Source organism: Buttiauxella sp. AC142, from assembly GCF_979253435.1.
Window position 1 is genome coordinate 2,901,355 of the sequence record NZ_CEEDCH010000001.1, and the last position, 25,133, is coordinate 2,926,487.

Below are 25,133 nucleotides of genomic sequence, written 5' to 3' on the forward strand. Positions count from 1 at the left end.
ACCAGTATAACTCAATGGTCTTATACAGGTATTACCTCGATTACCACCATTGGTGAAAATGATGCACAGGTCCAATTCCGTGGCCCACTTCCAGCGAATCCGCCTGCTCTAACGCCTGAGATAGCCACGCTTTAGCCGCCGAAATAGTCTTCGGCCAGTCAAGATAGCGCGGATAAAGTGCGGCAAGGGCCGCAGAAAGCGTACATCCCGTGCCGTGAGTGTGGCGAGTCTGGACACGCGGAGCGGTAAAACGTTGCGCACCGTCGCGGGTGAACAACCAGTCCGGGCTTTCGACGTCATCAAGATGGCCGCCTTTCATCAACACCGCTTTGCACCCCATTCCCAGCAGTGCATCGCCCTGCTCCTTCATTTCTCGCTCACTGTGTGCATGTGGTGCGTCCAGCAATGCGGCGGCTTCAGGCAGATTCGGGGTGATCAACGTCACTTGTGGCAACAGCCGACGACGCAGACTCTCTACCGCAGAGGGCGCAAGCAAGGGGTCGCCACTTTTCGCCAGCATGACCGTATCGAGCACCACGTTGCGTGCATTGTAAAAAGCCAACCGTTCAGCCACCGCTTCAACGATATCAGTTTCAGCCAGCATGCCAATTTTAATGGTGTCGATGCGCACATCGCTGAGCACAGAATCAAGCTGGGCGGCGACAAACGCCGGTTCAATGCGATAAACAGATTGCACACCGCGGGTGTTTTGCGCCACCAGCGCGGTGATCACGCTGGTGCCATACGCCCCCAGTGCCGAGAATGTTTTCAGGTCAGCCTGAATGCCCGCGCCACCGCTGGGGTCAGTGCCAGCAATCGTTAATGCGTTAATGCGTTTTTGCCCTCTCATGCCAGAGCCTCCGCATTAAGTCCGTAAAGTGCGTCAAGAAACGCCGGGACAAAACTGCCAGGGCCGCGACTCACGGCAATCGCCTGTTCACCGGCGAATTTCATAAACTGGCAGGCGGCAGCCACGTTATCCAGCCGCGACCCTGGCAGCGAGCAACAAGCGGCAACCACGGCGGAAAGCACGCAACCGGTACCGACCACGCGCGTCATCAACACGCCGCCGCCCGCAACGCTCCAGGCGTGTTCGCCATCGGTGACGTAATCTTCCTCGCCGGTAACTGCCACCACCGCGCCAGTCAGCTGTGCCAGTTTAAGGGCTGCGGGTAATGCAGAAAGTGCGTCGTCAGCGCTATCTACGCCACGACCTGCGGAATGCTCCCCTGCTAAGGCTAAGATTTCTGAAGCATTACCCCGGATTGCAGCAGGTTTTAGCGCGAGAAGTTCATGGGCAAATCGCGTACGAAACGCCAGAGCGCCGACGGCAACCGGATCGAGTACCCATGGCGTGGAGGATTGATTCGCGGCGTGAATGGCGGCCAGCATTGCGCGACTGCTATCAGCGGTGAGTGTTCCGATATTAATCAGCAATGCACTGGCAATGGGGGCAAATTGCGCAGCCTCTTCTGGCTCAATGACCATAGCGGGAGCCGCGCCAATGGCGAGCAGCACGTTGGCGGTAAAACCCTGCACCACATCATTGGTCATGCAATGGACTAAAGGGGGTGTGCTGCGTAAGTTATGTAAAACCGAGGCGGCGCAGTGGCCGGGTAACAGGTCAGGTTGCATCTTGTAAGCTCCTGCCTGGCGTGAAGAAGAGATGACCAGGCAGGCATCTGACTTCCCTACGCTGGCATTATCCAGATCAGGTGGTACGGGTATTTCTCAGCCTTCACAAAGAAGGGCACCCCGAGTCATGAGAGTTAAACAATTTCGTTTAATATTAATAGCGTAGGGGAAGAAGTTCGCAATTGCAAGCACTTGCACACGGCCTGTCAGCATCTCTTCTTCACGCAGACAGGAGCTTAAAACCTGTATGTAAAATGAACATACATCACGTTAACCATTCAGATCCTGAATAGTACTAACACCTATCCCTTTCCTTCTGATGTGATCAACATATAGGAATTATTTAGCTGCCTGAGCTGTAAATCCGCCCGGTTTTGTAAGTCTCTGGACACTGGCTGGTTTACAGGGGATGTTTGCAATTGCCTTATCAGCTCTTCGGCCGGAATGCTGTCATTGAATGACTTTGATATAGAGAACACCGCTGTTTTGAGCTCACTCACCGTCATGTACTTACCCTTCTTTTCATCTAGTTGGTTCAATCTGTCCTGGAGTTTCTGAAGTTCAGTCATTCCCTGATACCACCCGCTGATGTTGGCAGCAGGCAAAGAATTCGTCGCTAACTTTGACTGCCAGTCTGTTGAAACCGTTTTTGACAGTTCTGTATCGGGGTAAAGATGACGGGTTTGCTCGACCAGTTGAGAGCCATATTGTAAAGGCCAGTAAGGAGGCATGGTGATGAGTTCATCCAGTCGGGTTCTTAATGTCTTCGCATAGCTATCACTGTTTGCTAACCATGCAGGTGAATCATGTCGTAGTTGGTCAGAAACCGGAAGAGGCAGGCTGGCTGGTAAAGCTTTGAGAGATGACATCACCGCCTCTTCATCGGGATGGCTAAACAATGTCGGTATGAATTTAAACGCAACCAGGCTCAATACTCCCGCCGTAAGCAACCCACTGAGAAATGCCAGACCGGGTGCGATTCGGGGTGTTGGTTTCTGCCTGACTTCGCCATCAACCGTTGGCTGAGTATCTACGACATATACCCAACGTGGACTGTTGTTCACTTCTGGCACAAGATCCTCTGCCCGTACTGGCAGCGTGACGTCAGTATGATGGCTTTCTAACTGGTCTGAGGAAGCATCGCTATTTTCGAGCCTGACTACGGCATTTTTCAATATTTGCCGTATCACGTCCGTCCCGGCTGCGTTGTGAAGCTCCAGACGTTGTAAGGCTTCACCTGTTGAGCTCAGTAATTTTTCGCTCTGGTACAGGGCTGGTAAATCGACTCTGTGAAATGATAGTGTCCGGAATATCTGCTGGAGACGTTTACTCAGGCTGCTGAGTATTTCAATACGGGCATGTGCCGATGCAGGCCACATCGCTGACCACTGATAACGTATCAGGGCATCAAGAATCGCCATGCCTTCATTGAAACCCTGTATACCTGCCAGGTTTGTTCTTGCCAGGGTAAACCATGCCGCCGTCTGGAGTTCGACACCATTGGTATCGAACAGATTTAATGCCAGTTTTTCAACATACTGCCAGTTCACGTCTGGACGAGCGGGATGGGATAGTTTTGCTAGTTCATCACGTAATGCGGAGAAATCTGGCAGTGTGCGGGGATCGCTTCCGGTTTTAAGGTGGCGTTCGGCTGAATGGAACATTGTGAAGTCCGTATCGAAAGAGGGTGTGGGGGAGTTAAATAAACTGGTGTTTTTCCAGATACTGTTGCTGTTTCAGATGCCTGAGCATCACTTTGCCCTCAGGCATGAATTCAGTGCCGTACCGCACGAGCCCAATACCTTTCAGTTCGGCATCAATGGCGTAACGCAGCTCTCCGGGCACTTCCTGTTCAAGCAGTGTGACATTGAGCGTCTGCAAACGAGGCTCATACTTCAGTAAAACGCCGGAAAGTGTATCTATCAGTTCATGGGCGGTTCCAGGCATGCCTTGCAGGATTTTAGTCATATCCGGTAAACCGAAATCTGGTAAATGAGAGATAGCTCCGGCCCGAGAGTTTAGTATCCTTTGGATGTTATCCAGTACGGATAAAATAACCTGGTCCTCTTCATTTGCCAGTTCAAGGGGAAGGTCACCCGTAAAATTGCCAGTAAGAATCTCATATAAAGATGGGGATTTTCTATCCACGACCTGTATCTCTTCTAAGAATATATTTTTTCATTATAATTTCAAAAATAAAACCTATTAAAAAGCCCCCCCCCATAAGTACAACACGTAGAGGGTGGACTGAAAACCATTCAATAAATAGGTACATAAATCCCAGTACAAATGCAGCAAACCCATATTTGAAGGGTGCGAATGCTGCAAATAATAAAATGGGTGATGCTATGAGTAAAAAGAAGAAAGAAATAAATATCATCCCCACATTATTATGTGAGGAGGCTACAAATGCGCTCTTATATATACATGATACTAAATAATACGAGCCAATCATAAAAACGATTGCAAAAAAGCAAGCAAGCATCTTCCATGTTGATTTATTTTTTCCAAATACCATATTCATGCAACTCCTCTTCCATTACGTGTGCTACGAGTCTTTAAAAAGAGGTAATCCTTGAGATTTTCTCCATTCTTTCACTACCTGAAGTTATTTCGTGTCGCAAGTAGGTTCAAAGCTCTGTCATTAATGGCAATAATCCAAGATCCAGAAGTTTTATTTCTATGTCATTAGCTTTACCGATGTGTACTTTATTTCTTCCATCAAATATATCTTCTGTTGTGACGATAATTGTTCCTTTCTGTTTTTGTGCAACACTTACAGGTACTATATTGGCTGCCTCAGGAATCAACTCCGGCAGTATTACCATAGGGACATATATCATCCATCCTGCTATAATTCGATCAGGGAATACATTTTCATTATTATTCCAATATCCATTGGTATTTATAGTTGCAAACCCATGATGTTTATTGCCGATTAAGGATTTCATAAATTCAATAACTTTTTCCGTGCTTACCTCAGTCTCGTTACAAGTGATACCAATATCCAAGCTAACTTTTTTTGGGTTTTCGAGATGTTTTTTTATGTAGTTTATTGAGCATATTTTATTATCTATCTCACCATCCCATACACCCTCTATAATTAGTGGGTAGTCTTTTTGTATTTGATTATGCCATTTTTCAACAACCTCAGCCTCAGCTTTTTTATGATTAAATACTATATGTTCAAGTGCTTTTTTTCTTGAAAATCCCTTTTCATACCAGCATTTTTTAGTTTCCAATAGCTCATCAATCAATGTAGATACATTAAATAACTCTTCAAGGCAAGATTCTACACTTGGAGTTTCTATGTCTTCATAGTACACATTTACTGATATTCTTATCACGGAACCCACCTTGTCATTATATCTTTAAAATCTTTAAACATTTTTGAGAAATACCGATAACTCACTGGCTGCATAAAAATCCAGACTACTTTTAGTGGTTGATTGACTGTTGCAACCGCCTGATGGCGGGATGCCTGGCTTAAACCACTTTTATAGCCTTTCCACCAACCTTTGGGGTCTCCAAACGCATCAAAAAACTGATCATACCGCGCCTTGGCCTCCCAGAACTGACACAGCTTATCTTTCCAGCCATCAAACGACACATTACAATACTTATATTCCTCAATTTGTTTTGTTTCTGGATTATAGAACGTGTCGCAGATACGCGTCTGGTAATTAATCGTCACCGTACTCCAGCGCGAACAGCGCCTGAGCATTGGTAAAACCTTCCCTTCCGGTGGGCAGTTTTCACAGGTCTTTTCATCCGTTTTTGCCTGTGCTCCGGTTTTGGTATCAACGCCCTCGTAACTCACCGTTTCTGAGTAATCTATGTCATCCTCCCAGAAATCCGCATGGGTTTCGGCACTCACAACCATCGGTTCGTTCAGGATTGGATCATAAGGCTTTCCCTGATAGTCAAATCCACCGTTACTCCGGGACTGAGCATTTCCTGAGTCGGGAAAAGACATATCATCATCTTCCCAGCCTCCGTGACTTTGCGTCCCGGGATATGTCGATGAACCAACACCACCACCTGCGGCCCCGACGCTTCCTGTCGCAGCTCCGGTACCAATACCAATCCAGACCATCAGAGTCCTCTCCTTTCCCTGTTTATCACCACGTGCTTAAAATCTTCCAAGCGCTGATCCGCTGAATAGCCATTAGGCGTTTTCAGCCATTTATCTATTTCCGGCTTAAGGTAAAATCCCGGATAGAATGTCTCCAGTCGCAAAAAATCCCGCCTCACGTTTTTTTCTTTAAGTGGTAAGGTGTTTGCATAGTCCAGCGCTTTCCTCAGTCGTGCGAGGAAGGTGTCATCCGGTTCGTTTATGACCGGATATTTCTTCTTCAGTTTTTGCACGGTATCACGGACAAAATCATCGTCTTCCATCTGACCTGCGCTGGCACACTGTTCTTCAGACAGCTTCAACATATGAACTCCCTGTGTTTAATTGACCAGGCTTTTCCGTCAAAAGTTGTGACCCACTCTTGCGTAGGATGGGTCAACTTCTGGTGTTGCAGGCTATCCAGCATTGCCCCAAGGCGAACCTGTACGCGTGGGTCCTGAAGACGCAATAAAGCCGCCCGACCGTCAGGAAGTCCGATATTGATGTTTTTCTGAAAATGCTCAACCAGATCTGCTGGCGTAGCAGAAGATAAAATCCATGATACAGAGGGTAATGTGGCCTCCAGTTCGCACAATTTTTCTCGAATACCCATCGCTTCGTTTATGCCAATAATCCAGGGGCCAGCAAAAGCAATACGTGAATCCGGCCAGGTATTGAACAGAGGCAAAACTTCTTCCCGTTTAAATACCAGTTCCTCCCCCGTAAAGCGTTCATATTGCAGACCATCGACGAGAGCAAATAAAGTGACTTCTGTCGTGTGTATCAGGCTCTGCACCGCATGGCTGAAGCTGAGACTGCTCATGACTCTCCCCTTACGACAAAAGTGTCACCATTAATCGCCGCTTTCATCAGGCAACTGAGGCAAATTCCGCTCCCGGTCACAGCCTGGATGGGTATGTTTGCCGCCCCTGCAAACATCGTCCGTTTCACTTTGCGTATATACGACGCTGTTGTGCCGTACTCCACCTTACCTGCTTCCAGCTTCAGGTAACTGCCACCACCAATCAGCGTGATGCGCTTTTTCCCGGCAAACGAGATGTCACTTTCTGAGGTCAGGGTCAGTTTCTTCTCTGCAAACAGCCGCATGCTGGCGTTCTGCGCCTGCATGTCTATCGGGCCTTCCCCTGCTTTCAGGCTCAGCTGCCCGGTGCGGGCAAACAGCCCCAGCTTTTCCCCGGCCAGTGCGGTCATATTGCCCATCACTCCGGCACTGATATCGCCCCCGGCATTGATGGCAACGTTTTTCGTGGCCGTCAGTTGCAGGTGTTCGCCACTGGTGAAGGCTATCCCTTCAGGGGCTGAGAAAAGAATGGCTTCGTTAAGGGGTTTCAGTCGCTGCTCAAACATCTGTATCTGGCTGTCGATATCCGCCTTCAGCGCCAGTGCCTGCTCTGCGGCCATCTCCAGCTGTTGCAGTTGCTGGTTCAGCTGGTCGATTTCTTTCAGGGCCGCGTCCGTATCCAGCACCTCGCCCTGGGCTTTACCCTGCCCGTCCGCACTGATAAACATCCCTTTACCGGCGCGGATTGTGCCGCGTTCATCGGTGCGTAATTCCGTACCTTTGCCACGGGGCTGCGCCTTCTCATCCACCAGGTGGCCGGTGTTCAGCTGGGTTTTTCCGTATTCCGTCGCGAGCTTGATATGCTCTTCGCCACGCTGGTCCTCCATCCGCAGCTTGTTATTCGCAGGCGTTCTGAGGATATTGCGGGTGTGGTTGTCGCGGTTAACGTGGTCCGGGTGTTCAGAGTCGTGCATGGCGTGGGAAATATACGGCAGGTCGATATCACCATTACTGTACGCAATCGCCACTTCCGTTCCGTCGATAAGCGGCGTGTGCCAGCCGAGAGTGTCACCCGAATACGGCTTCGCCATCCGCAGCCACAGATAGCCGTACCCTTGCTCCGTCCCTTCCCGGTCAAAGTCCAGCTTTACGCGGTAGCGGCCCTGTTCATCCAGGTGCGCATAAATATCATTCTTCTCCCGGCTTTCAATTCTCGCAGGCAGAGTGCCGTGGATTTCCGGGCGCGGGATTTCCACCGGGCGGAAACTGTAGCGCTCGCTGTAGGGCATTCCTTCGACAGACACATGCAGGCGGGTATCACGGGCTGCACGGTAAGTGACCAGGGTGATAATCACGCCTTCACTCAGGGCAGCGATGACGTTGCCCTGCGGCTCCAGCACCTGCCCGGGTGTCAGGCCCGAGGCGTTACTGTCGAGATGAATCAGGGCTGATTTATTCAGTTCGCGCTCGTGATGAATGCGGGCGTAAAACGCCCCGCTCTCGGTTTCCGGCTCAGGGTCCGTGTCATCCCCGGCTTCGCGGTAAGGGGCGGCGTAGCGGTAATGTTCGCCTGTCATACTGGCGTCCTGCCGCACACTCACTGCTGTATCCAGTGGGGTACTGGCGGTCCGGTAGTTGTAATCACGCGTGGCGACGGTGCCGGTGACCACATGGTTTTTAGTGCGCACATCCCACACCGACTCCGCCGCACCATCGTACAGACCCGATGGCTCGCTGTACGGCAGGCGCACATCAAACTGATAGTTAAGCTGGCTGTCGGCAAAGAGGTAAACATCCATTTCCCGGGTGCTGTCCATCTCTGTGCGCCAGTAAATCCCCACTTCCGACAGAATGCGCTGCACGAACTCCAGGTCGGTTTCCCGCCACTGGGTGATGAGTTCACGCGCCGGATAGCTCCGCTCCAGCCGAAACTCAAAATCCGGCCCTTCCAGTCCGTGCTGACGCAAGACCTGCTCCACCACTTCCGGTACTGACTGGTCCCGGAACACCGCACACTGGCGGGTGAAGGAGAGCAACGCCAGGCGTGAGCTCAGCGTCACTTTGTAATGCGACTGGTCCTGGGTGGTGGACAACCATTCCAGACGAGTGATGATGCCATGAACGTTTTTACCACTGCGCATCCGCAGGGAGGCATATTTCATCAGCACCTGCTCCGGGGCAATGTTTGCCTGCGGTGTGGTGAATTCAATCTCCCAGCTAAACGGCTCGCTTAACGCTTCCCGCCCGGTGAAATTCAGTACATCCGGCAGTACGGTGCTGTCGTTAATCTCCAGACAATAGCGTGTCTGCCCGTCAAAAAGAGCTAACCAGTTATCCATCACTTCACTCCTTTACCGGCACGAGGTTGATCCAGCCATCACCGAGCTCTAGGGTGCGCGGTTTATCCGGGTCGAGGTCATCGCGGGTTAATACCTTCCGCCAGCGGTTGTCTTTCATATCCGGTCGGTTGAACAGGGCAACCACCGCCACGAACTGCGCATTTTCATCCATAGGCATATTGAGCGACACGCTGCCGTTGGGCATCACCAGCAGCTCTTTTGACGCCAGTACATCCTCTTTGAGTACCGTATCGGCGTTACGCAGCAACGTCTGATAATCAGCAGCATCCACACCTTTACGGTCTTTGAGCTGATAGACCCGGACCATTGTCGCCAGTGGCGTCTGTGCGCCATCGGCATTGACGGCAGTACGCGGCGTGAAGTCCAGATGAAGGGTTTTAATGTGTTTATAGACGATTAGCTGAAAATTTGGGTTTTGATACGAGGATTAAATAAACTGGTTTGTTTCCAGATACTGCTGTTGTTTCAGATGCCTGAGCATCACTTTGCCCTCAGGCATGAATTCAGTGCCGTACCGCACAAGCCCAATACCTTTCAGTTCGGCATCAATGGCGTAACGCAGCTCTCCGGGCACTTCCTGTTCAAGCAGTGTGACATTGAGCGTCTGCAAACGAGGCTCATACTTCAGTAAAACGCCGGAAAGTGTATCTATCAGTTCGTGGGCGGTTCCGGGCATGCCTTGCAGGATTTTAGTCATATCCGGTAAACCGAAATCGGGTAAATGAGATATGGCTCCGGCCCGAGAGTTTAGTATCCGTTGGATGTTATCCAGTACGGATAAAATAACCTGGTCCTCTTCATTTGCCAGTTCAAGGGGAAGGTCACCTGTGAAATTTCCAGTGAGAATTTCGTATAGCGAGGGTGATTTCCTGTCCATAGTAAATTATATTCCTAACTGTTCATTTTACTGATAAAGGATATGACAATTTGATTTCAGGTGCGCCTGTTAAAACGCGATTTGATTTTTTCATTAAATAACCTAACATTTCATCACTCGTCAAATCCACATCAAACATTGAATCATCATCAAACCAATGGTCTGGGTGGTAAATAAGATCTGATGCATTTGAATTTGGAAAGTTAAGTTCTAAAGAATCAAGTGCATAATCATGCTGGGCTTCATCCCCTTCCGCATTATATACAAACTCAATGATTGCCTTTGCTTCATTGTATGATAAGTCATCACAATATTGTGCTTTATAAAAAGCAGTCTTAACAAATTCCTCAGTACCAATCCATGAATGATAATCACGGAAATCACTAAATTCAAAAAGCTTAACAGAAATAAGATTCCACTGTCCTATTAATACATCCACTTCATTTGAGTCTTCATCGTAACCGGAGTCGATCAAACTAGTTAGCTCATTAGCTATGTTGGTCATTGCCTCCATTTCTGAACCTGGAATGTCTAGTGGTATCATTTTTATTGGTAATGGCATATTGGCCTCAATACCTGGGATTAGAGTCTTTGAAAAGAGGCAATCCTTGAGATTTCCTCCAATTCAATACTGTCTGGAGCAAACCTTCAGGAGTACATTGAGAATTATCCTCAGGATAAAAAATCAAATCACTTTTTTCCGGATGTTCTGTGACTTTGTCAAAGTGATTAGATAGGGTTGTTAAATAATCACTAAGAGCTTCACCTTTCAAGATCTCCTGTCGTGAGTCATTGAAAAATTCTTTCAAAAAAAGTAAAAACTCTTGTTGAGTGTAATCTTGAAGTCTATTTTTTAAATCCACGGTTCTCATGTATTCACCACTATTAATAAATCAAATCTCTCCAGCAGACAGTTGTAATGTTATCTCATCAGAATAAAATTCTTTGCCAATCAACTGCTCCAGAAGTTTTGCTTGTTTTTTATTGATGTTAAATACACCTATCCCATATGAGAATTCATTTTCATCCTCTTCACTCCACTCCATTATTCGAGCTAACTCTTTGATTTTTTCTTTTGGTATTTCAAGTTCAAAAAGCAAGTCTTCATTTTTTTTACTATATGCATCAATAGAGTATATAACCATTATTTTTCTACCTTTCTAGTGGGGTCTGCTGGCTTTGTCTGCTCACCAGTAACATGGTCGAATTCACCTAAATGGTTACGCCCTGAGCGGTCATAGACTTCTACAGTACCATGTTGGGAATCCCATTCATAAATCTTACCGTTTGAGTCCTTCCACCGGTTACGCAATTTCCCTCCACCTTTGATAGGTGTTTTGGCCTGAGCTTTCTTAGCATCCGGAAATGCTGGCAATGGAGGATTTCCTTTCGGCGGAGTATGGTACTTATGGTCAGAATTTAAATATACATAAATCGGCTTAATGCCTGATTCCGCAGGGAACACCAGAATGTAATCGTTAAGATCACGTTCTTCCGGCACCGGGAATGGCGGGGTCGTGTATTCGTCTTCACCATCCGGGATCGGGGTGACCAGTATTGTCGTCTGGTCTATTGGCTTGATGTCGCTGCCAGTATGCGATGGAAGGTCGCTTCCTTCCGGTTTTTCTGGCGTCCAGGTGATCAGTGGGCCATCCACACCATGAGCGGGTGTGAACTCATAACGGTTGTTTGCTTCCACCCACTTCATGTCGGCCGTTCGCACACCTTCATACGGCGTACCTTCACCTGTGTGGACGCCGTAAACACGCATATTGCCCTGGTCATCGGCATGCCAGAAAAAGCGTACCCGGGTTGTGGCTTTAGCACCCGTTAGCGCTTTTTGTCGCAACTCTTCTTCGTACCAGTATTCGTCCCGACCAGGAACTTTGTCGCTTCCTGCCCCCGCTGATGGGATATACAGCGCGGACATCATCGCCCCCACGTATGGAATTCCACGGGCGGCACCCAACACGCCAGTAAGAGACCACTCCCCCCATACCTGAGTCATAACGCCAGCAGTTGTTCTGGCAGCCAGCGCTCCCCCTCCTAAAGCAAGCGGTGCGGCAGAAGCTTCAGCCGGTGCTACTGCACTCTCACTTCCGGGTTTTCGCCGTTTGGCAGACTGTGCATGTTGAACGACTTCATCATCATGCTCATGTTGATGACCATAACCGCAGCAGTCGTCCTCAACAGGCTGGGCAAAAATCGTCATCTCACCAAAGTTATCGGCAGACTCTTCGTTTGTCCCGCCGTCAGTACACCCTTTCTCTTTCAGGCATGATTTGGCATAAACCGGCGTCACCCATGGTGCCAGCGTTTCAGGATTGAATTCCCGCATTGTTGCCGGAGGCGGCAGATTGACTGTTTCCAGCGGTAACGCATTTGGTGCAGCAAACATCGTCCTTTTCACTTTGCGAATGTATGAAGCCGTGGTGCCGTACTCCACCTTCCCTGCTTCCAGCTTCAGATAACTGCCACCACCCATCAGCGTGATGCGCTTCTTCCCGGCAAACGAGATGTCACTTTCTGAAGTCAACGTCAGTTTCTTCTCTGCAAACAGCCGCATGCTGGCGTTCTGGGCCTGCATGTCTATCGGGCCTTCCCCTGCCTTCAGACTCAGTTGCCCGGTGCGGGCAAAGAGCCCCAGCTTCTCCCCGGCAAGCGCGGTCATATTGCCCATTACACCGGCACTGATATCGCCCCCGGCATTGATGGCGACGTTTTTCGTGGCCGTCAGTTGCAGGTGTTCGCCACTGGTGAACGCTATCCCTTCCGGTGCCGAGAACAATAACGCTTCATTGAGCGGTTTCAGCCGCTGCTCAAACATCTGTATCTGGCTGTCGATATCCGCCTTCAGCGCCAGTGCCTGCTCTGCGGCCATCTCCAGCTGTTGCAGTTGCTGGTTCAGCTGGTCGATTTCTTTCAGGGCGGCATCCATATCCAGCACCTTTCCCTGGGCTTTGGACTGTGCATCCGCACTGATAAACAGCCCTTTCCCGGCGCGGATTGTGCCGTACTCATCAGTGCGTAACTCTGTGCCTTTGCCACGGGGCTGCGCCTTCTCATCCACCAGGTGGCCGGTGTTCAGCTGGGTTTTGCCGTATTCCGTCGCGAGCTTGATATGCTCTTCGCCGCGCTTATCCTCCATCCGCAGCTTATTATTTGCCGGGGTCCTGAGGACATTGCGGGTGTGGTTGTCGCGGTTAACGTGGTCCGGGTGTTCAGAGTCGTGCATGGCGTGGGAAATATACGGCAGGTCGATATCACCATTACTGTACGCAATCGCCACTTCCGTTCCGTCGATAAGCGGCGTGTGCCAGCCGAGGGTGTCACCCGAATACGGCTTCGCCATCCGCAACCACAGATAGCCGTAGCCCTGCTCTGTCCCTTCGCGGTCAAAATCCAGCTTCACCCGGTAGCGACCTTGTTCATCAAGGTACGCGTAGGTATCGTTCTTCTCCCGGCTCTCGATTCTGGCTGGCAGGGTGCCGTGGATTTCCGGGCGCGGGATTTCCACCGGGCGGAAGCTGTAGCGCTCGCTGTAGGGCATTCCTTCGACAGACACATGCAGACGGGTATCACGGGCGGCACGGTAAGTGACCAGGGTGATAATCACACCTTCACTCAGGGCAGCGATGACGTTGCCCTGCGGCTCCAGCACCTGGCCGGGTGTCAGGCCGGAGGCGTTACTGTCCAGACTGACACGGGCAGATTTATTCAGTTCGCGCTCGTGATGAATGCGGGCATAAAACGCCCCGCTTTCGGTTTCCGGCTCCGGGTCGGTGTCATCACCGGCTTCGCGGTACGGAGCTGCGTAGCGGTAATGTTCCCCGGTCATGCTGGCGTCCTGCCGCACACTCACTGCTGTATCCAGGGGTGTACTGGCGGTGCGGTAGTTGTAATCACGCGTGGCAACCATGCCGGTGACCACGTTGTTCCGGGTTCGCACATCCCACACCGACTCCGCCGCACCATCGTACAGACCAGACGGCTCGCTGTACGGCAGGCGCACATCAAACTGATAGTTGAGCTGGCTGTCGGCAAAGAGGTAAACATCCATTTCCCGGGTGCTGTCCATCTCTGTACGCCAGTAAATCCCCACTTCCGACAGAATGCGCTGCACAAACTCCAGGTCGGTTTCCCGCCACTGGGTGATGAGTTCACGCGGTGGATAGGTCCGCTCCAGCCGAAACTCAAAATCCGGCCCTTCCAGCCCGTGCTGACGCAAGACCTGCTCCACCACTTCCGGCACGGACTGGTCCCGGAACACCGCACACTGGCGGGTAAAGGAGAGCAACGCCAGGCGTGAGCTTAGCGTCACTGTGTAATGCGACTGGTCCTGGGTGGTGGACAACCATTCGAGACGGGTGATGATGCCATGAACGTTTTTACCGCTGCGCATCCGCAGGGAGGCATATTTCATCAGCACCTGCTCCGGGGCAATATTTGCCTGCGGTGTGGTAAATTCAATGTCCCAGCTAAACGGCTCGCTTAACGCTTCCCGCCCGGTGAAATTCAGTACATCCGGCAGCACGGTGCTGTCGTTAATCTCAAGAGAATAGCGTGTCTGTCCGTCAAAAAGAGCTAACCAGTTATCCATCATTTCACTCCTTTACCGGCACGAGGTTGAGCCAGCCATCACCGAGCTCAATAGTGCGCGGTTTGTCCGGGTCGAGGTCATCACGGGTCAATACCTTCCGCCAGCGGTTGTCTTTCATATCCGGTCGGTTGAACAGCGCAACCACCGCCACGAACTGCGCATTTTCATCCATCGGCATATTGAGCGACACGCTGCCGTTGGGCATCACCAGCAGCTCTTTTGACGCCAGTACATCCTCTTTGAGTACCGTATCGGCGTTACGCAGCAACGTCTGATAATCAGCAGCATCCACACCTTTACGGTCCTTGAGCTGATAGACCCGGACCATTGTCGCCAGTGGCGTCTGTGCGCCATCGGCATTGACGGCGGTACGCGGCGTGAAGTCCAGATGAAGGGTTTTAATGTGTTTATAGAAGATGGATTTCGTCAGACTGACTGTGCCATCCGTGACGGTCTGGGTCAGACCGCAGCCTGAAAGCAGACCGCAGGCGACAAGCGTCAGCGCCCACCAGCGGGTAACTGTTGCCATTCAGAAGTTCCTTAATTGAGAAGAGGGGAAGCGGGATGACATGCTTAATCGAAACGGTAGTGACCGTCTTCAGCCGGTGCCAGCACCTGGCATTGCAGCCCTTCATAGCAACCCAGACTGACGGTCAGGGTTTCACGGTTATCGCTGAGTTTGCCGTCTCTCAGTCCGAGCAGACCGGTGCGCCCCAGTTGAATACGCCGACCTTTGCCCAGACGGGGCTCTGGCAGGAGTCGCACCGGTACGGTCAGGCGTAACCGTGCATCACTGCGGTAGCCCAGATACACACGCATCAGCACCAGCAGGTCGGTATGGATGTGACCGCCAGGTAACCAGCCTTCGGCTTCCTCCGGATCGTCCGTGACCAGTGTCACCAGTACCCGGCTACAGGCTTCTTTGGCGGTTTTGCCCAGAGTCGCTCGCTGCGAAAGTTGAACACGGTTTCCAGCCCCTAACCCACTGCGGTTATTGATATGCACTTTGACCGGATCAGGTTCGGTGATCGTCGCCCGGGTATGCGGGGCCAGCAGGCTGACCAGTGCCCGGATACCTTCCGCATTGCGGGTGGGTAAGCGCATGGTGCCCAGCAGCGCAAGGAATCGGGAAACCGGGGTTGCCACATGTTCAGCCGTACCCGGAATGCCGAGCCCCACCAGCCCCAGCAGGCACTGGGAAGTGGCGTCACAGCCCCCGGCTTCAAACGTGGCCGGGTAGGCGTACTTGCGCCAGATACGGTAATACTGCGTGGTGATACGGTGGCTGAAGATATCCAGAAACGAGGTGACCGCTTCATGCCCTTCCCGGCGCTGCGCAATATCATCCAGATACATGCCCGGGAGGGGCGAGTCCACGCCGTACATTCCCAGAAAAGTCGTGCGAACGGTCGGGGGACGTTCGGGATGATCTTCATCAGTCTCAACCGCTTTCAGGGTGCTGACGGGGAATCCCATCCCCGGCCAGGGGCGAAAACGCACCGGATCGTTTGCGGGGTGGCTGGTGGCCCCGAGCTTCGGTGAGTCAGGACTTTCCTGCTCCAGCAGCTGGCAGAAACGGTAAAAATTGGCTCGCCAGATGTCTTTGTTGAGGGCGAATGTCAGCCCGGTACGTGCTGGCTGTGGAATTCTTTCCATCTCAGTCGTTTCCCTGTCGGTTGCAACACCAGCGTGAGCTGGTTAAAGAGGTGAATATCCGCATACAGCGCGAAGAAGCGATGCAGCATTTCGCCAAAGAGGTTCACATCCCCCTCACCTGCAAAATTATCCATGTTCAGCGTGACCTCGATATCCACGCCCCGCAGCATAAAGCCCTTCTCGAAGCGTCGGATAAGCGTATGCTTCACCGCAACAATGGCCTCAAGGCGACGGCGGTTCATCTCATCGTCGGTCCAGTCATACAGGGCCAGCGTTCCTCGCAGCACTTCAGGGTTATCCATCATGCTAAGAAAGTTTGAGCCCAGATGACTCATGACCCGCCAGTGGAAACGGTCATTCGCCGGGGGATACAGCGGCATTGTCGGTGCGGAAACGTTCAGCACCCGGACCGGAACTTTGCCTGCTTTGACCACCCTGTCTAACAGGGTGCTTTCCAGTGCTTTACGCGGTAGCTGGCCGTTAGTGCCAGTGATCCGCATCGAGAGTGATTCGGGTTTCTCAGACAGCTGATCCAGTTCAAACGAGCGGCCACCGAGAATAAGCCAGGTGTCATAAAGGCCCGATGCCCCGCGTTTGACGCGGGTATGGAAATAGCGCTCGGGTGCATCGTGACGCATCATGCCGCCCCGGTGCCGGAAACTGGTGAACGGAACATACTGATGTTTGCCGAGTTTCACCGCACCGTGGATGTTATCAACGCTGTAAATCTCAGTATGACCGTCCTGAAGACGCAGTGGCCGCAGCAGGTATTCATTGTCCAGTGGGTTAAGCGTCAGCGGGTCTGCTTCGAGCGTGAAGAGGTTGATAACCGGCGCACAATGCAGGCGGAAGTTCTCGGTCTCAAACGGCAGATCGGATGACCAGGCTTCACTGAGGACAATGTCAATTTCAAACCAGGTGCTGGCCGCATTAAGCCCGATGGTTTCAATACCCCGCAGCTCAACAAACATAAATTTCGGACGGAAGCTGAAGTATTCCAGCAACAGCTGATAACCACTGAAGGCAGAATCCGCTTTCTTCCACAGGCCATCATGGTCATCAAAGCCCATCGGCTTGCACCAGCCATCAAACTGATGGCGTTCGGTGCGGGTTCCGGCGTGACGGGCATACATGGCATGAACGCGACGGGTCATCGCCAGATGCAGGGCGGAGCTGATGGGGCTTTCGGCATTGAGAAAAATGGCAACTTTGTCGATCCCGGCCTTGCTCCAGTCCACTTTCTCCGGGCATTCAAAGCGCAGACGAATAGCGGAACGTCCATCGGTTTCGGTATGAAGACGCGCATCTGCAAGGTGCAGTGGTTGTAAAGGCACATCCCGCGTAGTCCGGTACTGGCAGGCGGTTTTGTGTGGCCCCACCGGACGCGAGAGAACCGAGAAACCTTCAGCCAGCGTTTCCGCCTGGCGAAGACTTTGCCACGCGGGTGAAAACTCAACGATAGCCAGGGATGGAATGGTCCTCATGTAGTGCGGCCACAACAGGCTGACCAGCCCTTCGGTCAGCTCCGGCAGGTCGTCATCGAGCTTTTCACGCAGACGCCCCATCAGGAAAGCAAAGCCTTCAAACAGACGTTCTACGTAAGGATCACGTGCGCCGGGTTTATCCAGATTAAGCATTGCAGCCCGGTCCGGGTGCGCCCGGGCAAATTCTTTACCGGCCTCACGCAGGTAGCGCATTTCGGCTTCGTAATAACGCAGGGTTAAATCATCCATGCACGGATATCCTGAAAGTTATATACCCTAAATGACTGGAGTTGCATCAAGGCGGCAAGAGAGTGCATCCCGATGAGCTTACTGAAGTAAGTGATTCGGGTAAGCGAACGGAGCCAACACAGAGGCAACTTCAGGTATGACGGGTAAGACAAAAAGTTAGCCACAGAGCACCATGGCACGGGCAGGATCGATAGCAATCAGACCTGCCAGTAACGTATCCATCTCAGGCATCAGTCGGGCTTTATCACTTTCACTGCGACCGGCTTTCATACGCAGAAGCTTCAGACGGCGAGCTTGCACCTCAAATAACAGGCCCGGCTCCCAGTCGCCCAGCGTCAGTTGTGGGGCGCTGGCGGTCAGTTCACCCAGCAAATGCAGCGCCATTTCATTACGGCCGTACTGCTCAGCAACCCGGGCCATCAGCAGACGCATCAGCCAGCGCTGCCGGGGAGTGTCCAGCCCCGGTCGGGACTGAAGCCAGGCCAGTGCCGACTCGGGCCCTTCACTGTCTCCCTTCTCCATCGCTTCGGATTCGAGTAACAGCACATCGTCACCTTGTCCGTTGGTCACCGTTGCCGGTTCATCTCCAAACATCCGCGTTTCTTCATTCACCTTTTCGGCTATCCAGCCTGTGGTGACCTCATCGGCAAACGGAGTACCATCATTCCAGGCCAGTCCCCCCAGCCCAGGCATACGCTTCAGGAACAGGCGCAGATCCAACAGCACGGAATCAGACCAGCTCTCCCACGGTTGCCCAGCATGACTGAGCCCCTGCCAGAGATACCACTGAAGGTCGAGCCAGAAATGGTTTACCCCTTCGCAGTACATCTGACTGGCCTGCTCCACCAGTTCGGCCCAGTTTTTTTGCAGGTACAGCCGTTTCAGCTGTGCCCGGTACTCTGGTTTCGGCGGAACCAGGCGGGAACGGCCACTGCTGTCCAGCGGGGGGATTTGATCGACGGTATCCCAGCGTACGGTTTTCATCAGCCGGTGGGAGGCCAGCCAGCCCTGTGGTTGCTCACCCAGCCAGCGGGAAAGTAACTTTGCCTGGTCGAGTAAATCGCGTCCGGACTTGACGGTTGTGAGTTGTGGCGACTGAGAAAGGACTGATTCATGACCGGATTCATGGGCGCTGCTGTTCTGAGGGATCAATGCATCCATCCCACCGGAACGTGCCAGACGATTTTCAAGCGCCGAGCAGAGTCCGGCAAAAGACGGCTTTTCATTTTCAGGCCAGTCAGCGACGGCCGCAGCCAGCAGGCTGATGGCTCCAGCAATGAGCGCGGCATCGTCCCGGTCTACTTCCGGCCAGAGTGAGAGCGTATCCAGCATTTTTGTACTGCTGAGCCACTCCAGCGCGGCTTTCCGGGCAACAGGGCGCTGAGGATGGCAACGTTTGCCGTAGCGTGACAACATCGCCACCATCAGCAGCAAACCTTCCGCCAGTCCTTTCTCTCCGTCGCGGCTCAGTCGGGCCTGGATGTACCAGGTCACCACGCGGATATCTTTGGCACTTTCGCAAAGACACTTTTCCGCCAGCGCACACAGTTGTTCAGGATCTGTGCCGGAGAGCTTATTAATCTCTTCGCGCATCAGCTGGAAGTTGTCGTCATACGCCGGATCGTCTCCGGTCTCCTGCTCAGGACTGAGTGGCAACAACCAGTTATCCCAGAGAGGGAGAGCATCGGATGCCCGGGCAATGAGGTTTTGCTGATCTTGCTGATGGGTCGTGCATGCGTATAACAGGGCTTCCGGTGAACTCATTCTTTTTCCCGTTTGTTATTCTCTTTGATAAATCTCACGACTGCTTCCAGTTCGTCCTCGTTCTGGCCGTTCACTATCTGGGGTGGTTTCCATTTCAGTAACATGCTTTTCTCTTCCCCCTGTGTGGGTTTCCCCTTCCAGTAGGTTTGCCAGTGGGCTTTTCTGACGTGGGGGCGCAGGCGGCGGTTCGACATGCCGCCAGGCTCCTTCAGTGGACTGTCACGTTCCGGGCGAGATGGCTGACGGAGTGCAGCCCCTGCACGAGCCCCGGCGTAGATTTGCACGGGCTTCTTTGGTGGAATGAATCTCTGATGTTTTCCTACTCGCCTTGGTGGTGGCCGAACAGGTTTACCTTGTGCGCCCCACTCACTGTTTTCTGAACATAACCAGAACAGTACAGGCAATACGGCCTGCCAGAATCCCCGCACTCCTTCATCCTGTAGGCTGATCGCGGTAGAGACCGGCGCGGTCAACGGGAGGTATTCCATTCCCAGCGGCAGGTTCCCGTCCACCAACGGCTCCTGGGCAAGCGTCAGGGCCAGCAGCGCATCAGTCCCGTTGTCATGATCGGTGAGCGTGAAAAAGGCTCCCAGCAAAGGCCCCTGACCTTCCGCATAGACCGTGTCTGCGGGGAAATCGAGCCAGAACCCCCAGAATGGCAGGCGGCGAAGCATGTCACCCGGGAGTGCATCAGACTGATTTGTTTCACCCAGCATCCGGAAAAGTGACTCGTCGCAATGGAGTAGCGCCTTACCGGTGCGCCATGCTGCCAGTGACATATAAACGATATGTGGCGGGAAATACTTCATGATCGGAGGACTCAGAAACCCCTCCTGAGGCGTCGGGTTGTGCTTCAGCCAGTCAGCAAGCCAGGCTTTGCACTGGCGAAACGTCATAAACCGCCAGGGAGCAAGCGAGTCGGTCTCCCGCCACTTATCAACCTTGTTGAATATCCCTGGCGACCAGCCGTCCACCTGCCTGGCAAACGCCAGTGCAGGATGAATATTCCCGCCCATCGCTACTGGGTCCCCTCAGCAACGGGGGCAACATTAAAAATGGACACCGGCAGTTTGAAACCCTGAAGCTTCAGTAATGCCAGCGGACCGTCGCCAAGCTCGCTGCGCATCACAAACTTCAGCGGGTTGCCATCCTGACTTATCCACACCAGCTGGGTACGACTGCCATCCAGTGGGGTGATCAGTGCCTGATCCAGTAATCGAATGAATCCCCAGTTGCCCTGGTTGTTAGTATATAGCTGCATACCACTGTTCACACTTCGCCAACTGAGGCTCACCCCCGGGTAGTAAGTATTCCCCGGCCAGGTGAAGCTTTGCCAGCTTTCCATCTGGTTGAAAAAGTCCAGTTTCTGCTCATCGAGAGAGAGCTGGATACGCGCCACATCCCGGGAAGGACGGGCCATCAGTTCAAAGTGAACACTCGCATCGCCCTGGGCAAACACAATGTCTGACAGTTCGGCCAGCTGGTTAATCGCCCGAAGGAAATCAGGATTCACTTCCATCCCCTGGCTCGCGGCAGGGTCAACCACCCAGCGATTGCCCTCCTGGTGGAGGATGCCGCCAAGGTTAGTTTTCAGGAATGTGGTAATACGACCGGAGTCACTTCGCAGGAACTGTGCCAGCAGCGGCAGTGAGGCATCACTCCCCGTTGCTTTGAATGGATAGCGACCGGCAAACGCTTTGTTCCACTGATCCACAATCGTTGTCTGCCAGCGGGTATTCAGGCTTCCCGCAGCCGGTGCCAGCACCTTCCGCCAGGCCAGATCCAGCGGTTGCACAAATAAAGACTGACCAAAGCCGCTCCACTCCTGCCCCAGGCTTGCCGCCACCAGACTGCCGTAATCACGTGTATCGGTCAGATCGATGGCTTTGCCCTGAAACACGGTCTGGGCCAGCATCTGGGACATCGCCTGCGGATCGGGGGCGCTCGTGACTTGTTGCAACTTCAGACGGACCTGTGTGACACGGGCAAGCCAGGACTGGAAGCTCAGGTTACCGTTACTGCCGGTCCCCTCTTTTCCTTCCATCAGTCCCATCAGTGGACCAAATACGCCCTCAAGTGGGCCTTTGGGTCCCTGAGCCTGTTCGATAAACTGTTTTGCATTCTTCTTTTTGCCGATCAGTTTCTTCGCGGAGTCCACAATCGAATCGGCCAGTGCTTCGCCTTGCTGCCCGGTTTTTCCCTGCCAGGCCAGCGTGTTCATCAGCGCCACCAGAGGAGACTGACGGACATCGCCAATCAGGTTTAATTGTGCAATAGCTTCTGACAGCGAACCCGCCTCCTGCCACTGAATGCTGTTGACCATATTGAGCCAGGCATTCCCGAAATCAGTAAAGTAGCGTTCGGTCAGACGGGCTTTCAGTGCTTCCGGGGCAATGTCGCTTCCCGGCTGGTGAGTTTTATCCGTCAGTACCCAGTCAATTTCATCTCGGCGGGTTTTGACCACCTCATCAATCGCATCCTGTACCTGTTCTTCCCAGGCCTGGCGGGTGAACATCCCCGGCACCACTTCTTCGGTACTGAACACCGTCGAGGCATCGGTATCACCGGTCAGGTCGGCCAGCGTTAAATCAGGCCAGTTGCTGGCAATGCGTTTGAGCATGTCCTGATACAGCCCTGATTCGGCGTTACGCTGCCCTATCTGTTTGAGCAGGATCTGGCGTACGGTACTGATTAATTCAGCGTCAGGCTTAATTTTCCACTCCGGGTGTGCCGGAAGGTTTTGCGCATAAAAGCCCAGCAATTTCGGCGCCAGCGCCTGCCAGGTGCCGTCCGCCACGCCCTGACGCGTCGGCCAGACCGCCAGGACATTTTTCGCCAGCCACCCCGCATCCGCTTTCTCCGGTCGGGTCATCATCAGATAACTTTTCAACACATCGTAGGCGCGTTGTGTGCCCTGCGCCCTGGCATCACTGGCCGGGGGGAGCTGCACAAAAGCGTTCAGTTGCTGCTTCAGATGGTCTGCTGTGGCATCACGCATTAACAGCGTGTTGTTACGGGCATACAACGGCCAGAGTGCCGCCAGCGTGTCATGGTCCTGATTGAGACCGAAGCGGGTGTACCACGGCGCACCGGTCGCTTCACGGTTTTGCAGACGGGCAATAGCCTGCTGAAGCACGAGCTGGTTACGCAGTCGTTCAGTCAGCGGCAGTGTTGTATCGGCGGCAAGACGCGCGGTGTTCTGCGCCTGGTAAATCTGCGCACGATTGACGGTAAGAGACAGCAATGTACCGGCCCCCCAAAGCACAATCAGGGCAAGTAGCAGTAACCGCAGACCTTTAAGCCAGTCGAAGGAGAGCTTTCTGGAACGCACGGCGGCACAGTCATCAAGGACGGCAGTCCAGGTCGGCGTGTCGATTCGGGTGTTTGGCACTGTACCGGCGACTGCCAGTTCCGGGCTGAACATCGCCCCCCGAAGGCGATACGCGGCGGAGCCCTGCATCAGTCCGGTAAACAAAACATTCAGGCTCGCTTTCAGTTCGCTCTGCAAACGGGAAGAGAGTTGCAGGAACCAGTCATGTTGCGGGTTTTTCAGGATCTGAGACATCCCGGCCAGACGTAAACCTGGAACCAGTGTATCCAGGGTAGAAACCGCATCCTGCGGCGTGGCACCCGGACCGAATATCGCGCCGGTTGCCACGGACTCTCGCCCTTCCTGATCACCAGATTCTTTGTCCGTCAGCCATAACCAGACTGGAGCCTGCCAGCCCAGCAGGTGATCGGCTTTCTGGCGGCAACGTAAAAACGCATCACGCTCAATATCCGTTGGCAACGCGGCGGTATTCATCACCTGCACAATGCCATCAATGGGATGACCGGAACGCAGGCGTTTTAATTTTGACAGGAAAACGTCATCCGGAAGAGACTGTGCGTCACCGCCATAGACCAGCACATTGCCATCTCCTTCCTGCCAGAGGTCATGACACAGACCCGGAGCCACCTTCTGGAGCTCGTCCTGATTGCCCATGACCAGCAGGATACGAACCTTACGCTGCCAGCGACGTCCGTATCGTAGCTGGAGATGCTCAGCTATCGGCTCTTCATTGAAATCAGGCTCATCGTCGTCTTCTTCACCGGCAATCACTTGTTTAGCCGGGGGGACAACCTGATTCTTGTTTTGACCCCAGTGAAGGTATAAGCCAGATTTACCCGCATAATCGAATGCCTTTTCAACCAGCCAGCCCAGGAGAAACAACGTAGCGACGATGACGGCACACACTGAAAGAATTCGCTGTCCATCATACGGCCCGAACCCGATGGATGAAGCCACCTTCTCCGGGAACGCGAAAAACAGAAATGCAATGATGGCTGTCAGAAAAAAGACGACAGTGACGGCGGAGCCGATGAGTGTTTTGACCTTGACCTTAGACATTCTTAGGCGTTCCCTTGCGAACTTCTTCTTTAGTGATAACGGTGACCCAGATGTCATCTTTGTCAGCGGAGGGTTGTGCGGCAATCACCTGTACGCCGCGCTGTTCTAAGGCTGAGTCAGCAAGCGCAATGGCAAGCCACGGTGCGGCATGGCCGGTGTAACCCAGTACCGGATCGATGCTCAAATTGTCTTTTGACAGACTGAATTTGACAGCGTTTTGTTCGCAGGCATTATTCCAGCCACTGCCCTGTGTGAGTGCGGGGCCAGAAAACCAGCTGCCCTGAAGCTTTTCAGGCTGTACGTTGGCCCATAGCAGGGCCCGAGTGAGTGTTTTAGTCAGCGTGCTCTCGGTGCCTCTTTCAGGGCGATGAAGCCGCAGTGCATTCGGGTAAGAGAGTGCTCTACGGTTGCTGAGGACCAGCATCGCGATAGCATCAGCGTCTCCTTCAGTGGGTTCGGCTGGGAGCGACAGCGCCATCGCGACCAGAATGCCCGGGTTGTCCCAGCGCTTATCCAGCCAGGCATCCAGTGCTGCCAACCCTTTACTCGACATCAGGCGGAAAACGCGGCCTGTTTTCTGTGAAAGTTCAGCCTTAATCTGATCTTCTATCAGCGGTGAAAGGTCACTGTCACAGTCCAGCATCAGCCAGCATGGGAGATCTGCCGGAAGAGGTTGAACAATTCCTCTAACACGAGTAGTTAGTTTGGTTACTGCCGCTTTCAGCTCAGAGGCCAGGTTTGTCTGGAAAGCCGTCAGAGCGGCGTATCTGACTGGCTTCTCACACCCCCTTGGTTGGGAAAAATCGACTACAGGTGCCGAACGAGTCATGGCGGTCAGCAGTTCACTGACTTTGTTTCCGGAAGGCGTCTGAACAAGGGTACCCAGAATCCAGGCACAACGCTGACCGCGCTTAATTTCACGTTCGATGAGTTTTTCACGTTCTACGTTTCGGGACTCAGCCCCCACCTGCTCGGCTTTATAAGCAAACCGGCGCAAGCCAAAAATCAGGCCCCATGTGCAAAACGGCAGACCCAGAGCCGTAAACCAGAACACAAATCCAGTGCGCTCCTTTGTCCATCCCCAGAGTGTGAGGGCAATGCCACCCAGCATGACAAACGCGAGGAACAACAGCCAGAGGCGCGAACTGGGCCGGGCTATCCTGGATGTTTTTTCGGGGATGGCATCAAGCAGAACGGGCATG

The 25,133-nt window shown here is 52.9% G+C and carries 22 protein-coding genes, 3 pseudogenes and 1 riboswitch; all 25 genes and pseudogenes read right to left on the minus strand.

Going from position 1 to position 25,133, the window contains the following annotated elements; genetic code table 11:
• Positions 1-40 precede the first annotated feature (40 nt).
• On the minus strand, positions 41-850 hold the full coding sequence (thiD, locus tag AC0IWZ_RS13535) for a bifunctional hydroxymethylpyrimidine kinase/phosphomethylpyrimidine kinase (protein WP_471677062.1): 810 nt from the start codon (positions 848-850) through the stop codon (positions 41-43).
• Positions 847-1,635 (minus strand): hydroxyethylthiazole kinase, encoded by a 789-nt coding sequence (gene thiM, locus AC0IWZ_RS13540; RefSeq protein ID WP_471677061.1) that lies wholly within the window; start codon positions 1,633-1,635, stop codon positions 847-849. The genes thiD and thiM overlap by 4 nt, the downstream gene beginning before the upstream one ends.
• 36 nt (positions 1,636-1,671) lie before the next feature.
• A riboswitch (TPP riboswitch) is annotated at positions 1,672-1,768 on the minus strand.
• Between the two features lie 169 nt (positions 1,769-1,937).
• Positions 1,938-3,299: a VasL domain-containing protein gene (locus AC0IWZ_RS13545; RefSeq protein WP_471677060.1), complete on the minus strand. Its 1,362-nt coding sequence runs from the start codon at positions 3,297-3,299 to the stop codon at positions 1,938-1,940.
• 34 nt (positions 3,300-3,333) lie between these two features.
• Complete coding sequence (gene tssE, locus AC0IWZ_RS13550; protein WP_115631965.1) at positions 3,334-3,783, minus strand: type VI secretion system baseplate subunit TssE; 450 nt, start codon at positions 3,781-3,783, stop codon at positions 3,334-3,336.
• Positions 3,776-4,159 (minus strand): hypothetical protein, encoded by a 384-nt coding sequence (locus AC0IWZ_RS13555; RefSeq protein WP_471677059.1) that lies wholly within the window; start codon positions 4,157-4,159, stop codon positions 3,776-3,778. Before AC0IWZ_RS13555 ends, tssE (AC0IWZ_RS13550) begins: the two co-directional genes overlap by 8 nt.
• A 24-nt stretch (positions 4,160-4,183) precedes the next feature.
• A pseudogene (locus AC0IWZ_RS13560) lies at positions 4,184-4,243 on the minus strand (bacteriocin immunity protein); the annotation flags it as partial.
• 22 nt (positions 4,244-4,265) lie between these two features.
• Positions 4,266-4,982, minus strand: coding sequence for an Imm52 family immunity protein (locus AC0IWZ_RS13565; RefSeq protein WP_471677058.1), 717 nt, complete (start codon positions 4,980-4,982; stop codon positions 4,266-4,268).
• The gene (locus AC0IWZ_RS13570; protein ID WP_471677057.1) at positions 4,979-5,731 is read right to left on the minus strand and encodes a Tox-REase-5 domain-containing protein; all 753 of its coding nucleotides are present in this window, start codon (positions 5,729-5,731) and stop codon (positions 4,979-4,981) included. The genes AC0IWZ_RS13565 and AC0IWZ_RS13570 overlap by 4 nt, the downstream gene beginning before the upstream one ends.
• Positions 5,731-6,075 carry a hypothetical protein gene (locus tag AC0IWZ_RS13575; RefSeq protein WP_151995269.1) on the minus strand — a complete coding sequence of 115 codons (345 nt, stop codon included), beginning with the start codon at positions 6,073-6,075 and terminating at the stop codon, positions 5,731-5,733. Before AC0IWZ_RS13575 ends, AC0IWZ_RS13570 begins: the two co-directional genes overlap by 1 nt.
• Positions 6,069-6,572, minus strand: a complete 504-nt coding sequence (locus tag AC0IWZ_RS13580) for a DUF4123 domain-containing protein (RefSeq protein WP_471677056.1) — start codon at positions 6,570-6,572, stop codon at positions 6,069-6,071. The genes AC0IWZ_RS13575 and AC0IWZ_RS13580 overlap by 7 nt, the downstream gene beginning before the upstream one ends.
• Positions 6,569-8,890: a type VI secretion system Vgr family protein gene (locus AC0IWZ_RS13585; protein WP_471677055.1), complete on the minus strand. Its 2,322-nt coding sequence runs from the start codon at positions 8,888-8,890 to the stop codon at positions 6,569-6,571. The genes AC0IWZ_RS13580 and AC0IWZ_RS13585 overlap by 4 nt, the downstream gene beginning before the upstream one ends.
• Positions 8,891-8,894: 4 nt before the next feature.
• Positions 8,895-9,308: pseudogene (gene tssJ / locus AC0IWZ_RS13590) on the minus strand (type VI secretion system lipoprotein TssJ); the annotation flags it as partial.
• 30 nt (positions 9,309-9,338) lie between these two features.
• A complete protein-coding gene (gene tssE / locus AC0IWZ_RS13595) occupies positions 9,339-9,788 on the minus strand; it encodes a type VI secretion system baseplate subunit TssE (RefSeq protein ID WP_471677054.1) in 450 nt (149 codons plus the stop codon).
• A 22-nt stretch (positions 9,789-9,810) separates the two neighbouring features.
• Positions 9,811-10,350, minus strand: a complete 540-nt coding sequence (locus AC0IWZ_RS13600) for a hypothetical protein (protein ID WP_471677053.1) — start codon at positions 10,348-10,350, stop codon at positions 9,811-9,813.
• Positions 10,351-10,357: 7 nt separating this feature from the next.
• Positions 10,358-10,660 carry a bacteriocin immunity protein gene (locus AC0IWZ_RS13605; RefSeq protein ID WP_471677052.1) on the minus strand — a complete coding sequence of 101 codons (303 nt, stop codon included), beginning with the start codon at positions 10,658-10,660 and terminating at the stop codon, positions 10,358-10,360.
• 21 nt (positions 10,661-10,681) lie between these two features.
• Positions 10,682-10,933 carry a DUF7683 domain-containing protein gene (locus AC0IWZ_RS13610; protein ID WP_471677050.1) on the minus strand — a complete coding sequence of 84 codons (252 nt, stop codon included), beginning with the start codon at positions 10,931-10,933 and terminating at the stop codon, positions 10,682-10,684.
• Complete coding sequence (locus AC0IWZ_RS13615; protein WP_471679518.1) at positions 10,933-12,126, minus strand: S-type pyocin domain-containing protein; 1,194 nt, start codon at positions 12,124-12,126, stop codon at positions 10,933-10,935. Before AC0IWZ_RS13615 ends, AC0IWZ_RS13610 begins: the two co-directional genes overlap by 1 nt.
• A gap of 30 nt (positions 12,127-12,156) precedes the next feature.
• Positions 12,157-14,388: pseudogene (locus AC0IWZ_RS13620) on the minus strand (type VI secretion system Vgr family protein); the annotation flags it as partial.
• 4 nt (positions 14,389-14,392) lie between these two features.
• Positions 14,393-14,917 (minus strand): type VI secretion system lipoprotein TssJ, encoded by a 525-nt coding sequence (gene tssJ / locus AC0IWZ_RS13625; protein WP_471677049.1) that lies wholly within the window; start codon positions 14,915-14,917, stop codon positions 14,393-14,395.
• Between the two features lie 44 nt (positions 14,918-14,961).
• Complete coding sequence (gene tssG / locus AC0IWZ_RS13630) at positions 14,962-16,044, minus strand: type VI secretion system baseplate subunit TssG (RefSeq protein WP_471677048.1); 1,083 nt, start codon at positions 16,042-16,044, stop codon at positions 14,962-14,964.
• A complete protein-coding gene (gene tssF, locus AC0IWZ_RS13635; protein WP_471677047.1) occupies positions 16,008-17,777 on the minus strand; it encodes a type VI secretion system baseplate subunit TssF in 1,770 nt (589 codons plus the stop codon). The genes tssG and tssF overlap by 37 nt, the downstream gene beginning before the upstream one ends.
• A 156-nt stretch (positions 17,778-17,933) precedes the next feature.
• On the minus strand, positions 17,934-19,541 hold the full coding sequence (gene tssA / locus AC0IWZ_RS13640) for a type VI secretion system protein TssA (protein WP_471677046.1): 1,608 nt from the start codon (positions 19,539-19,541) through the stop codon (positions 17,934-17,936).
• Positions 19,538-20,557, minus strand: a complete 1,020-nt coding sequence (locus AC0IWZ_RS13645; RefSeq protein WP_471677044.1) for an AcrVA2 family anti-CRISPR protein — start codon at positions 20,555-20,557, stop codon at positions 19,538-19,540. The genes tssA and AC0IWZ_RS13645 overlap by 4 nt, the downstream gene beginning before the upstream one ends.
• Before the next feature lie 2 nt (positions 20,558-20,559).
• The gene (locus tag AC0IWZ_RS13650) at positions 20,560-23,931 is read right to left on the minus strand and encodes an ImcF-related family protein (RefSeq protein ID WP_471677043.1); all 3,372 of its coding nucleotides are present in this window, start codon (positions 23,929-23,931) and stop codon (positions 20,560-20,562) included.
• A complete protein-coding gene (locus tag AC0IWZ_RS13655) occupies positions 23,924-25,132 on the minus strand; it encodes a hypothetical protein (RefSeq protein ID WP_471677042.1) in 1,209 nt (402 codons plus the stop codon). Before AC0IWZ_RS13655 ends, AC0IWZ_RS13650 begins: the two co-directional genes overlap by 8 nt.
• Position 25,133 lies beyond the last annotated feature (1 nt).